This window comes from Pseudomonas sp. FW305-70 (assembly GCF_058783925.1).
Genome location: NZ_JBYSYZ010000012.1, coordinates 17,198 through 30,155 on the forward strand (window position 1 = coordinate 17,198; position 12,958 = coordinate 30,155).

Annotated in this window: 11 protein-coding genes; 7 read left to right on the forward strand and 4 right to left on the reverse strand. The window is 56.6% G+C overall.

From position 1 onward, the window contains the following. The first annotated feature begins 5 nt into the window (after window positions 1-5). Entirely contained in the window at window positions 6-539 is a 534-nt protein-coding gene (gmhB, locus tag AC3WN7_RS11660; RefSeq protein WP_095964418.1) for a D-glycero-beta-D-manno-heptose 1,7-bisphosphate 7-phosphatase, read from the forward strand. Window positions 540-621: 82 nt separating this feature from the next. Beyond that, complete coding sequence (locus AC3WN7_RS11665) at window positions 622-1,401, forward strand: lysophospholipid acyltransferase family protein (RefSeq protein WP_095964417.1); 780 nt, start codon at window positions 622-624, stop codon at window positions 1,399-1,401. Between the two features lie 371 nt (window positions 1,402-1,772). Here the strand turns inward: AC3WN7_RS11665 and gyrB are convergent, their stop codons facing one another. The 4 genes from gyrB to dnaA are packed head-to-tail and all read right to left on the reverse strand — an operon-like array spanning window position 1,773 to window position 7,986. Further along, window positions 1,773-4,190: a DNA topoisomerase (ATP-hydrolyzing) subunit B gene (gene gyrB / locus AC3WN7_RS11670; protein WP_007969881.1), complete on the reverse strand. Its 2,418-nt coding sequence runs from the start codon at window positions 4,188-4,190 to the stop codon at window positions 1,773-1,775. 5 nt (window positions 4,191-4,195) lie between these two features. After that, window positions 4,196-5,299 (reverse strand): DNA replication/repair protein RecF, encoded by a 1,104-nt coding sequence (gene recF, locus AC3WN7_RS11675; RefSeq protein WP_102673706.1) that lies wholly within the window; start codon window positions 5,297-5,299, stop codon window positions 4,196-4,198. Between the two features lie 20 nt (window positions 5,300-5,319). Then, window positions 5,320-6,423 carry a DNA polymerase III subunit beta gene (dnaN, locus tag AC3WN7_RS11680; RefSeq protein ID WP_007969885.1) on the reverse strand — a complete coding sequence of 368 codons (1,104 nt, stop codon included), beginning with the start codon at window positions 6,421-6,423 and terminating at the stop codon, window positions 5,320-5,322. A 39-nt stretch (window positions 6,424-6,462) separates the two neighbouring features. Continuing rightward, entirely contained in the window at window positions 6,463-7,986 is a 1,524-nt protein-coding gene (dnaA, locus tag AC3WN7_RS11685; protein WP_095964415.1) for a chromosomal replication initiator protein DnaA, read from the reverse strand. Between the two features lie 566 nt (window positions 7,987-8,552). Between dnaA and rpmH the strand changes: the two genes are divergently transcribed. The 5 genes from rpmH to mnmE all read left to right on the forward strand — a co-directional run bounded on the left by rpmH (window position 8,553) and on the right by mnmE (window position 12,476). Continuing rightward, window positions 8,553-8,687, forward strand: coding sequence for a 50S ribosomal protein L34 (rpmH, locus tag AC3WN7_RS11690; protein ID WP_003213577.1), 135 nt, complete (start codon window positions 8,553-8,555; stop codon window positions 8,685-8,687). 16 nt (window positions 8,688-8,703) lie between these two features. Then, the gene (gene rnpA / locus AC3WN7_RS11695; RefSeq protein ID WP_015097448.1) at window positions 8,704-9,105 is read left to right on the forward strand and encodes a ribonuclease P protein component; all 402 of its coding nucleotides are present in this window, start codon (window positions 8,704-8,706) and stop codon (window positions 9,103-9,105) included. Further along, on the forward strand, window positions 9,098-9,343 hold the full coding sequence (gene yidD / locus AC3WN7_RS11700) for a membrane protein insertion efficiency factor YidD (RefSeq protein WP_010207715.1): 246 nt from the start codon (window positions 9,098-9,100) through the stop codon (window positions 9,341-9,343). The genes rnpA and yidD overlap by 8 nt, the downstream gene beginning before the upstream one ends. Before the next feature lie 2 nt (window positions 9,344-9,345). Then, window positions 9,346-11,025 (forward strand): membrane protein insertase YidC, encoded by a 1,680-nt coding sequence (yidC, locus tag AC3WN7_RS11705; RefSeq protein WP_102673707.1) that lies wholly within the window; start codon window positions 9,346-9,348, stop codon window positions 11,023-11,025. Window positions 11,026-11,105: 80 nt separating this feature from the next. Then, complete coding sequence (gene mnmE, locus AC3WN7_RS11710; RefSeq protein WP_095964413.1) at window positions 11,106-12,476, forward strand: tRNA uridine-5-carboxymethylaminomethyl(34) synthesis GTPase MnmE; 1,371 nt, start codon at window positions 11,106-11,108, stop codon at window positions 12,474-12,476. The last annotated feature ends 482 nt before the right edge of the window (window positions 12,477-12,958 follow it).

Below are 12,958 nucleotides of genomic sequence, written 5' to 3' on the forward strand. Positions count from 1 at the left end.
ACTGTTTGAAACTGCTGATTCTCGATCGGGACGGGGTGATCAATTACGACTCCGACGCTTACATCAAGTCGGTGGAGGAGTGGATTCCACTCCCCGGTTCGATCGAAGCCATCGCGCAGTTGAGCAAGGCCGGCTGGACGGTAGCAGTCGCTACCAACCAGTCGGGCATCGCTCGCGGCTACTACGACCTCGCTACCCTGGATGCCATGCACGAGCGCTTGCGCGCGTTGGTGGCGGAGCAGGGTGGTGAAGTCGGCCTGATCGTCTACTGCCCCCACGGGCCGGACGAAGGCTGCGAATGCCGCAAGCCGAAACCCGGGATGTTGAAAAGCATCGCCGCACATTACAACGTATCGCTGACTGATCTATGGTTCGTCGGCGATAGCCTTGGTGACCTGGAAGCCGCTAAAGCCGTCGATTCACAGCCAGTTTTGGTTAAGACCGGAAAAGGCGAAAAAACCTTGGGCAAGACCTTACCGGCAGGCACCTTGATTTTTGACGATCTGGCGGCGATTGCCGCAGAACTTATCCACAATTAGAGCGTTTTCGAGACTCCTGACCAGGGAGTGATCGGAAGTGCGCTTTATATAGACGGGCAAAGCCCGCACGGTAACCGTCACCATGTCGATACTGCAGGCCATCAGAACCTTCCTCTTTTACCTGCTGCTGGGCACCAGCTCCTTGCTGTGGTGCAGCCTGAGTTTTTTTATCGCGCCGTTTCTGCCGTTCAAGGCGCGCTATCGCTTCATCAACGTGTACTGGTGCCGCTGCGCCTTGTGGCTGAGCAAAGCGTTTCTGGGTATCCGCTACGAAGTGAAGGGTGCCGAGAACGTCCCTAAACGGCCTTGCGTCATTCAGTCGAACCACCAGAGCACGTGGGAGACGTTCTTTCTCTCTGCCTACTTCTCGCCGCTGAGCCAGGTGCTCAAACGCGAATTGCTCTATGTGCCGTTCTTCGGTTGGGCCATGGCCATGCTGCGACCGATCGCCATCGATCGCGACAACCCGAAAGCCGCACTCAAGCATGTGGCGCAGAAGGGCGATGAGTTGCTCAAGGACAATGTCTGGGTGCTGATCTTCCCCGAAGGCACGCGCGTTCCTTACGGCACCATCGGAAAGTTCTCGCGAGGTGGCAGTGCATTGGCGGTCAACGCCGAATTGCCCGTGCTGCCGATTGCGCACAACGCCGGCAAGTTCTGGCCGAAAACTGGTTGGGCGAAGAAGCAGGGCGTCATCACCGTGATCATTGGCACACCGATGTATGCCGAAGGCACCGGACCACGAGCCATTGCTGAATTGAACGACCGGGTCCAGGCCTGGAACGAGCAGATGCAACGGGAAATGGGCTCACTGCCACCGGCTCCGCAAGCACCGGTTTCAAACGACCAGGTGGCTGTCTGAGATTCTGTGGATAACCTGTGTACCGTTTCCTTTAAAACCGTCGTTATTTGTACGTAACTTTATGATTTTTTTACATATTTCTTAGAATGATAAATCCCATAAAAACGTGCATAAGTTTTTTTTGGACGTAAAAAAACCGGCTGATATAGCCGGTTTTTTTATGCCTGTAATGTGGATGTTTCAGGCGGTGTACAAAACGAGTCGAGAGTGAAACAGGTGGGGAAAAATCAAAAGATCGCAGCCTTCGGCAGCTCCTACAGGGATATCAATTTCTGCCTGTAGGAGCTGCCGAAAGCTACGATCTTTTGACCTCAACAAATAAAAAGGCCAACGCAAGAGCGTTGGCCTTTTGTATGGCGGGGCGACCGGAATCAGAAGTCCAGGTTAGACACCGCCAGGGCGTTGCTTTCGATGAAGTCACGACGAGGTTCGACCGCATCACCCATCAGGGTGTTGAAGATCTGGTCCGCGCCAATGGCGTCTTCGATGGTCACTTTGAGCATGCGGCGCGAGCCCGGGTCCATGGTGGTTTCCCACAGCTGATCCGGGTTCATCTCGCCCAGACCTTTGTATCGCTGGATGGTGTGACGCTTGGTGCTTTCGGCCATCAACCACTCAAGGGCTTCCTTGAACTCGGTGACCTGCTTCTTGCGCTCGCCACGCTGGATGTACGCGCCGTCGTCCAGCAAGGTGCTCAGTTGAGCGCCCAGGGAAACCACGGTCTTGTAGTCGTTGCTGCCGAAGAAGTCGCGGTTGAAGGTGACGTAGTTCGACAGGCCGTGAGAGATCAGTTCGACCTCTGGCAGCCAGACGTTACGTTCACGATCTTCACGCAGGCTGGCCTTGTAGACCAGGCCCGACTTCTCGACGGTGCGCAGACGCACTTCGTACTGGGCCAGCCAATCCTGCATCGCTGCGTGATCGGACAGTTGATCCATGCTGACCGCCGGCAGGTAGATGAAGTGCTCGGTCAGTTCCTGTGGGTACAGGCGCGACAGACGCTTGAGGGTCTTCATGACCAGACGGAAGTCGTTCACCAGACGCTCAAGGGCTTCGCCGGAGATACCCGGTGCTTCCTCGTTCAGGTGCAGGCTCGCATCTTCCAGGGCCGACTGCGTCATGTACTCTTCCATGGCGTCGTCGTCTTTGATGTATTGCTCTTGCTTGCCTTTCTTCACTTTGTACAGCGGCGGCTGGGCGATGTAGATGTAGCCACGCTCGATCAGCTCCGGCAACTGACGGAAGAAGAAGGTCAGCAGCAAGGTACGGATGTGCGAACCGTCGACGTCAGCATCGGTCATGATGATGATGTTGTGATAGCGCAGCTTGTCGATGTTGTACTCTTCGCGACCGATGCCGCAGCCGAGCGCGGTGATCAAGGTGCCTACTTCCTGGGAAGAGATCATCTTGTCGAAGCGAGCCTTCTCGACGTTCAGGATCTTACCCTTGAGGGGCAGAATCGCCTGGGTCCTGCGGTTACGTCCCTGCTTGGCAGAGCCGCCCGCGGAGTCACCTTCCACGAGGTACAGTTCGGACAGGGCAGGGTCCTTTTCCTGGCAGTCCGCCAGTTTGCCCGGCAAGCCGGCGATGTCCAGTGCGCCTTTGCGACGGGTCATCTCGCGGGCCTTACGTGCCGCTTCACGGGCACGGGCCGCGTCGATCATCTTGCCGACGACCAGCTTGGCTTCGTTCGGGTTTTCCAGCAGGAAGTCGGAGAAGTACTTGCCCATTTCCTGTTCGACCGCGGTCTTCACTTCGGAAGACACCAGCTTGTCTTTGGTCTGGGAGCTGAACTTCGGATCCGGTACCTTCACCGAAATGATCGCGGTCAGGCCTTCACGGGCATCGTCACCGGTAGTGGCGACCTTGTGCTTCTTCGCCAGGCCTTCTGCTTCGATGTAGGTGTTCAGGTTACGCGTCAGTGCGGAACGGAAACCCACCAGGTGAGTGCCGCCGTCGCGCTGTGGAATGTTGTTGGTGAAGCACAACAGGTTCTCGTTGAAGCTGTCGTTCCACTGCAAGGCGATTTCCACGCCGATGCCGTCTTCACGCTGGATGTTGAAGTGGAACACCTGATTGACCGGGGTCTTGTTGGTGTTCAGGTATTCAACGAACGCACGCAGGCCACCTTCATACTTGAACAGCTCTTCCTTGCCGCTGCGCTCATCCTTGAGGACGATACCGACACCGGAGTTGAGGAAGGACAGTTCACGAATCCGCTTGGCCAGGATGTCCCAGCTGAAGTGGATGTTCTTGAAGGTTTCGCTGGAAGCCTTGAAGTGGATCTGCGTACCGGTGGTTTCGGAGTCGCCAACGATTTTCATCGGCTCTTGCGGAACACCGTGGACGTAAGTTTGTTCCCAGATCTTGCCACTACGGCGAACGGTCAGGACCAGCTCTTCCGACAGGGCGTTAACGACCGACACACCCACACCGTGCAGGCCGCCGGAAACCTTATAGGAGTTGTCGTCGAATTTACCGCCGGCGTGCAGCACGGTCATGATGACCTCGGCTGCCGAAACGCCTTCTTCTTTGTGTACGTCTACCGGGATGCCACGGCCGTTGTCGCGAACGGTGATGGACTCATCCGGGTGGATGATGATGCTGATGTCGTCGCAGTAGCCGGCGAGCGCTTCGTCGATCGAGTTATCGACCACCTCGAACACCATGTGGTGCAGACCGCTGCCATCGTCGGTATCACCAATGTACATACCGGGACGTTTGCGTACGGCATCCAGGCCTTTCAGCACTTTAATGCTCGTTGAGTCGTACGTATTTTCTTCGCTCAATGCCTTCACTCCCGATGGTCGTGGGTCTGGGTGATACGGCCCTGTTCCACTTGGAACAGAGCGACTGGCGTTTCCGTCTGCCAGCCTTCCCTCAATAATTCGTGATCTACACAGGTGATAAATACCTGGCAGCGTAAGTCTTCCAACAAGCGGCAAAGCGCGCGACGGTGGTGCTCGTCCAGCTCGGACGGCAAGTCATCCACCAGATAAATACACTGACCGCGTCGAGCCTGGCTGACCAGGTGCCCCTGGGCAATCCGCAATGCGCAAACCACCAACTTCTGCTGGCCACGGGACAAGATGTCCGCGGCGTTGTGTGCGCCCAGTCTGAGACGCAAATCAGCACGTTGTGGTCCGGCCTGGGTATGCCCCATCTGCTGGTCCCGCTGCAGAGACCCGGCGAGCACAGCACTCAGTTCACGGTCCTTGTCCCAGCCGCGGTAATAGCTGAGCGTCAAGCCTTCAAGCTCAACCAGTTCGCTCAAGGTTTGTTCAAAGACTGGTTTCAAGGCTTTGATATAAGCGCGGCGGTATTCATCAATTTCAGCGCTGGCCTGGCACAGTTCCCTGTCCCAAACCGCTTGCGAAACGGCGTCAAGTGTACCATGCCGCAGCCAAGAGTTTCTCTGGCGCAGGGCCTTCTGCAGGCGCTGCCAGGTTGACATGAAGCGCGGTTCCACGTGGAACACGCCCCAGTCGAGAAACTGTCGGCGAATCTTCGGCGCACCTTCCAGCAATCGAAAGCTGTCAGGATTGATCAGTTGCAATGGCAGGATTTCCGCCAGTTGCGCGGCGCTGCGCGCGTTCTGTCCATCGATACGGATCTGGAATTCGCCTTGGCGATCCCGCGAAATGCCCAGGGCGCTGTGCCCACCCTCCGCCAGTTCAACCTGGCCAAAGACCGTGCATGCCAGTTGCTCGTATTGAATGACCGGCAATAGCCGGGTGCTGCGAAACGAACGGGCAAGCCCCAGCAGATGGATGGCTTCCAGAACACTGGTTTTGCCGCTGCCGTTGGCGCCGTAAAGGATATTGATGCGGGGGGAGGGGGAGAAGGTCACCGGGTGCAGATTGCGCACCGCGGTGACCGAGACGCGACTTAAGGACATCTAGCTTCTGCTGGGCATGATTACAGACGCATCGGCATGACAACGTAGGCCGAGTCGTCGTTATCCGATTCCTGCACCAGCGCACTGCTGTTGGAGTCGGACAGGATCAGACGAACCTGCTCGGTGGTCATCACGCCCAGCACGTCGAGCAGGTAGCTCACGTTGAAGCCGATTTCCAGAGAGCCACCGTTGTATTCGACGCCCACTTCCTCTTCCGCTTCTTCCTGCTCCGGGTTGTTCGCCTGGATCTTCAACTGACCGCTGGCCAGTTGCAGACGGATACCACGGTACTTCTCGTTGGACAGGATCGCGGTACGGCTGAACGCTTCGCGCAGCGCCTGGCGATCGCCCAGTACCAGCTTGTCGCCGCCTTTTGGCAGAACGCGTTCGTAGTCCGGGAATTTGCCGTCGACCAGTTTCGAGGTGAAGGTGAACTCACCGGTGGTGGCGCGGATGTGGTGCTGACCCAGAACGATGCTGACATTGCCATCCGGCTCGGTGAGCAGGCGTGCCAGTTCGAGGATACCTTTGCGCGGTACGATCACCTGGTGACGATCCGGTTGACCGATATCGGCCTGCATCGAGCACATGGCCAGGCGGTGACCGTCGGTGGCCACGGCGCGGATCACACCAGCGGAAACTTCCAGCAACATGCCGTTGAGGTAGTAACGCACGTCCTGCTGGGCCATGGCGAAGCTGGTGCGCTCGATCAGACGGCGCAGCTTGCTTTGCTCCAGGCTGCAGGTCAGCGAGCCCGGGCCTTCTTCCACGGTTGGGAAGTCGTTGGCCGGCAGCGTCGACAAGGTGAAGCGGCTACGGCCGGCCTTGACCACAAGCTTCTGCTCATCGACCTTGATGTCGATCAGCGCATCGTTTGGCAGGCTCTTGCAGATGTCCATCAGCTTGCGCGCAGGCACGGTGATGGAACCCGGATCCGCCGGCTCTTCGAGTTGAACACGACCAACCAGCTCGACTTCCAGGTCGGTACCGGTCAGCGACAATTGCTGGCCTTCGACAACCAGCAGCACGTTGGAGAGCACCGGCAAGGTCTGGCGGCGTTCGACGACGCCTGCGACCAGTTGCAGGGGTTTCAACAGGGCTTCGCGTTGAATGGTGAAATGCATGGTCTAGTCCCTTGCCTTAATTAGCTGCGCTGGTGTTCATCAAGTGGTCAGTGTACGCAGCAGGTTCTTGTAGTCCTCGCGGATGTCCGCGTCGGATTCCTTAAGTTCGTTGATCTTGCGGCAGGCGTGCAAAACAGTCGTATGGTCGCGGCCGCCAAACACGTCGCCGATTTCCGGCAGGCTGTGGTTAGTCAACTCTTTGGACAAAGCCATTGCAACCTGACGCGGACGTGCGACCGAGCGAGAACGACGCTTGGACAGCAAGTCGGAGATCTTGATCTTGTAGTACTCGGCGACGGTCCGCTGAATGTTATCCACAGAGACCAGTTTATCCTGCAACGCCAACAAGTCCTTCAGGGATTCGCGAATCAACTCGATGGTGATATCGCGCCCCATGAAGTGCGAGTGGGCGATCACGCGTTTGAGCGCGCCTTCCAGCTCACGGACGTTGGAGCGAATACGCTGGGCAATGAAGAACGCGGCGTCATGCGGCAGCTCGACTTTGGCCTGATCGGCCTTCTTCATCAGGATCGCCACGCGGGTTTCCAGCTCCGGTGGCTCGACCGCTACGGTCAGGCCCCAGCCAAAGCGGGATTTGAGGCGTTCTTCAAGGCCTTCGATTTCTTTCGGGTAGCGGTCACTGGTGAGAATGACCTGCTGGCCACCTTCGAGCAGGGCGTTGAAGGTGTGGAAAAACTCTTCCTGGGAACGCTCTTTACGGGCGAAGAACTGAATGTCATCGATCAGCAACGCATCCACCGAACGGTAGAAGCGTTTGAATTCGTTGATCGCATTCAGTTGCAGGGCCTTGACCATGTCCGCCACGAAACGCTCGGAATGCAGGTACACCACCTTGGCGTTCGGGTTCTTCTTTAATAGGTGGTTACCCACAGCGTGCATCAAGTGGGTTTTACCCAGGCCAACGCCACCATAAAGGAAGAGCGGGTTGTAACCGTGCTTGGGGTTGTCAGCCACCTGCCAGGCGGCGGCGCGTGCCAACTGGTTGGATTTACCTTCGACGAAATTCTCGAAGGTAAAGGTGCGGTTCAGGTAACTGGTGTGCTTGAGCGCACCTTCGACTTGCACGGTACGTTGCTCGGCACGAACCGGGGCCTGTTGCGAACTGGCGCCGGCCATCGGATCGAAGCTGTCACGGGAAGGTTCTTCCTCGGTGACCTCGGCCATTTTTTGCGTGGTGCGCTTGGTCGAAGCCGCAGCAGGTGCTGGCGGCGGCGGACTGGCGGGTGTTTGAGCAGCCTGGGCCTGGGAAGCGGCGGCTGCCAGGGGAGCATTTGGCGCGGCACGCGGTGCCGAACTGCGTTTGCTGCCTATTAATAAGGAAAGCGCAGGCGCCATGCCATTGCCGTGCTCATCGAGCAATTCGAGAACACGCCCCAGGTACTTTTCGTTGACCCAGTCCAGAACAAAACGATTGGGTGCATAGACACGCAACTCGTCGCCTTCGGCTTCGACCTGTAGTGGACGGATCCAAGTGTTGAATTGTTGGGCAGGCAGCTCATCGCGCAGAAGCTCCACGCACTGCTGCCAAAGTTCCACTGACACGGATATCCCCTAAGTTGAAAGCCGGTGAGGCAAAAACAAGCGGCCATTGTAGCGACCAGACGCCGACTTATCCACACGAAGGTGGTTCATCGACCAAGAAGAATCGCCGTTTCATACGCAAAAAAGACGACCAGTGGTCTGTGCATAAGCTCTGTGGATAACCGGGGTTAAGGTCATTGCACAAGTGGGGGCGAAACTCGGTGGATAACCGGCCTGTGGATAAGCCGGCATTCCACACACAGGTTATCCGACAGCGCAGCACAGGCTGAACACGGTTTTTCACTGTAGTTGTCATTCTCTGTACAGCAGGTAAAACAAGGCCTGAAAGCACTTATCCACAGAAGGATGCGGGCCTAGCTTTTATAAGCTTTACAGAAAAGCTTTAAATACTTTCCTTTCTTATTTTTATATTTACCCGCGGTTCGTTCAGCGCAAAACGCCTGGAGATCTATTTATAAGGAAACGCTGGTTGGAAATTGACCTGAAGGCTTGCTTTCTCTAGAATCCCCGGTCTCTTAAAACGGGGGCCATTCCGGCCCGTTGTGGACGAACCAGGTAACACGACAATGAAACGTACTTTCCAACCAAGCACTATCAAACGCGCTCGTACCCACGGTTTCCGTGCTCGCATGGCTACCAAGAACGGTCGTGCCGTACTGTCGCGTCGTCGCGCCAAAGGTCGTGCGCGTCTGGCAGTTTGATAAGCCGGCACTGGAGGTGAGTCAGGACTTCAGTCGGGAAAAGCGTCTGCTTACTCCCCGGCATTTCAAGGCAGTCTTTGACTCCCCTACCGGCAAGGTTCCGGGGAAAAATCTCCTGCTCCTTGCGCGCAACAACGATCTTGATCACCCCCGTCTCGGGTTGGTTATCGGGAAAAAGAGCGTAAAGCTCTCCGTCGAGCGCAATCGCCTCAAACGTCTGATGCGCGAATCGTTTCGTCTGAACCAGGATTCACTGGTCGGCTGGGACATTGTTATCGTCGCGCGCAAAGGTTTGGGTGACGTAGAAAACCCCGAATTGATTCAGCATTTCGGCAAACTCTGGAAACGCCTGGCTCGCAGTTCGCCGGTACCAGCAGTCAAAACCGAAACTGTAGGGGTAGACAGTCCAGATGCGTAAACTGGCACTCGTTCCGATCCAGTTTTATCGCTATGCCATTAGTCCCCTGATGGCCAGTCACTGTCGTTTCTACCCCAGTTGTTCCTGCTACGCGTTAGAAGCCATCGAAAATCATGGCCTTCTTCGCGGTGGCTGGCTGACCTTTCGTCGTTTAGGTCGCTGTCATCCGTGGAATCCCGGTGGTTATGACCCGGTTCCACCTATCCCTACCTCCCGTTCTTCTTCGATGGCCGAGTAATCATGGATATCAAACGCACGATCCTGATCGTCGCCCTGGCAATCGTGTCCTACGTTATGGTTCTTAAATGGAACCAGGACTATGGCCAGGCTGCCCTGCCGACTCAGAATGTTGCCACCAATACGACTGCATCGAGCCTGCCGGATACGGCATCTGGCTCCAACGCTTCCGCCAGTGACGACATTCCACGTGCTGCTAGCGACACCAGCGCACCTGCCGAAACACCGGTGGCTGTGAGCAAGGACCTCATCCAGATCAAAACGGATGTACTGGACCTGGCTATCGACCCACAAGGTGGTGATGTTGCTCAGTTGACCCTGCCGCTGTATCCGCGTCGTCAGGATCACCCGGAAATTCCGTTCCAGCTGTTCGATAACGGCGGCGAACGTACTTATCTGGCACAAAGCGGTCTGATCGGCACCAACGGTCCGGATGCAAATCCGGCCGGTCGTCCGGTTTATTCCTCGGAGAAGAAGGTTTATCAGCTGGCTGACGGTCAGGACCAATTGGTCGTGGACCTGAAGTTCAGCAAGGACGGCGTCAACTACATCAAGCGTTTCACCCTGAAACGCGGCTTGTATGACGTAACCGTTTCCTACCTGATCGACAACCAGAGCGCCCAGCCCTGGACTGGTGCGATGTTCGCCCAGTTGAAGCGTGACGCCAGCGCCGATCCTTCGTCGACCACAGCCACCGGCACCGCGACTTACCTGGGCGCCGCCCTGTGGACAAGTTCGGAGCCGTACAAAAAAGTGTCCATGAAGGACATGGACAAGTCGCCGCTGAAAGAAACCGTCACTGGCGGTTGGGTTGCCTGGTTGCAGCACTACTTCGTGACCGCATGGATTCCGGCCAAGGGCGAAAACAACGTCGTCCAGACCCGTAAAGACAGCAAAGGCAACTACATCATCGGCTACACCGGCCCATCGATGAGTGTTGCCCCGGGCGCCAAGGCCGAGACCAGCGCTGTTCTGTACGCCGGCCCGAAAAGCCAGGCCGTGCTGAAAGAGTTGTCCCCAGGTCTGGAACTGACCGTCGACTACGGCATTCTGTGGTTCATTGCCCAGCCAATCTTCTGGTTGCTGCAACATATCCACGCGCTGGTCGGTAACTGGGGCTGGTCGATCATCTTCCTGACCATGCTGATCAAGGGGATCTTCTTCCCGTTGTCGGCTGCCAGCTACAAATCCATGGCGCGCATGCGTGCAGTGGCACCAAAACTGGCCGCGCTGAAAGAGCAACATGGCGATGACCGGCAGAAAATGTCGCAAGCCATGATGGAGCTGTACAAGAAAGAGAAGATCAATCCGCTGGGTGGTTGCTTGCCAATCCTCGTGCAGATGCCGGTTTTCCTCTCGCTGTACTGGGTTCTGCTTGAAAGCGTTGAAATGCGCCAGGCGCCGTTCATGCTGTGGATTACTGACCTGTCGATCAAGGATCCGTTCTTCATTCTGCCGATCATCATGGGTGCAACCATGTTCATCCAGCAGCAGCTGAACCCGACGCCTCCGGATCCGATGCAGGCCAAGGTGATGAAGCTGATGCCGATCATCTTCACCTTCTTCTTCCTGTGGTTCCCGGCGGGTCTGGTGCTGTACTGGGTAGTGAACAACGTATTGTCGATCGCCCAACAGTGGTACATCACTCGTAAGATCGAAGCGGCTGCCAAAGCAGCTGCCTGATTTACACTGTGGATAACCACTCAAGACGCCCCCCTAGTGGGGCGTTTTGCTATCTGTCACTTTTGTCTGGATACCGGTTTATGAGCGTTCCTCGTGAAACCATCGCCGCCGTCGCCACCGCTCAAGGTCGTGGTGGTGTAGGCATCGTGCGTATTTCCGGGCCGTTGGCCAGCGTTGCGGCCAAGGCTTTCAGTGGTCGCGAGCTCAAGCCGCGATTTGCCCACTACGGTCCCTTTTTTGGTGAACACGACGAGGTGCTGGACCAGGGCATCGCGCTGTATTTTCCGGGGCCAAACTCGTTTACCGGCGAAGATGTACTGGAACTCCAGGGACATGGTGGCCCGATTGTTCTGGATATGTTGCTCCAGCGCTGCCTGGAACTGGGTTGCCGGCTTGCCCGGCCGGGGGAATTCAGCGAGCGTGCGTTCCTCAACGACAAGCTTGACCTGGCCCAGGCGGAGGCAATTGCCGACCTGATTGAAGCCAGTTCTGCCCAGGCTGCGCGAAATGCGTTGCGCTCCCTGCAAGGTGCTTTCTCGTCACGTGTGCATAACCTCACCGAGCAATTGATCGGCCTGCGCATCTACGTCGAAGCGGCCATCGATTTCCCGGAAGAGGAAATCGACTTCCTCGCCGATGGCCATGTCCTGAGCATGCTCGACAACGTGCGTGACGAGTTATCCACTGTCATGCGTGAAGCCGGGCAGGGTGCCTTGCTGCGAGACGGCATGACAGTGGTCATTGCCGGTCGTCCGAATGCCGGTAAATCCAGCCTGCTCAATGCACTGGCCGGGCGCGAAGCGGCCATCGTGACTGAAATCGCCGGCACTACCCGTGACGTACTGCGTGAACATATCCACATCGATGGCATGCCGCTGCATGTGGTGGATACTGCCGGTCTGCGCGATACCGATGACCATGTGGAAAAAATCGGCGTGGAACGTGCCCTGAAAGCCATCGGTGAAGCGGATCGGGTACTGCTGGTGGTCGATGCCACCGCACCGGAAGCCCTCGATCCGTTCGCACTGTGGCCGGAATTTCTCGAAACCCGTCCCGATCCCGCGAAAGTTACCCTGATCCGCAACAAGGCCGACCTTACGGGCGAAGCCATTGCCATGGAGATCAGCGACGACGGCCACGTCACCATCAGCTTGAGCGCCAGGTCCGGAGGTGTCGGTCTGGAGCTGCTGCGTGATCACCTCAAGGCCTGCATGGGCTACGAGCAAACGTCCGAAAGCAGCTTCAGTGCTCGCCGGCGACACCTTGAAGCGTTACGTCATGCCAGTGCTGCCCTTGAACATGGTCGTGCCCAGTTGACCCTGGCCGGTGCTGGCGAGTTGTTGGCCGAAGATCTGCGCCAGGCTCAGCAGTCGCTGGGAGAAATCACCGGCGCCTTCAGCTCTGACGATCTGTTGGGGCGAATTTTCTCCAGTTTCTGTATCGGCAAGTAGCCCTCCTGGTATTCACAGACAGGCCGTTCGTGCCTGTCTGCTCTCTCTTTTTCTGAATAAACCCTCCAGTGCCGAGCGGACTTTGCCTGCTTGAGCGGAATTCTCGTGCCTGAATTTCGGGCAAACGACACTTTTCTGTGGATTAAGCCCTGTGAATAACCGCCGCTAAGGTCAGTTGATAACAGGGCCTGAAAACTGAACATAACCGCCTCTGTGGATAACCAGCCCTTTCATCCACAGGCTTACACCGGTTATCCAAGGGCCTCATTGGCACATGAACACAGGGTTTTGAATCGCTGTACATATTGAAAATAAAGGCCTGTAGAGATCTATCCACAGAAAGGCAGGTGCATAGAAATAAACATAAAAACAAAGATTTAATAAATTTCTCTCTTTTTAATTTCTATAACTCCGACTTTTCCACAGCTGGTTAAATTTTGTGCAAAGGGTTCTTTAGGGAGGGCGAAGTCCCTATACTTGTC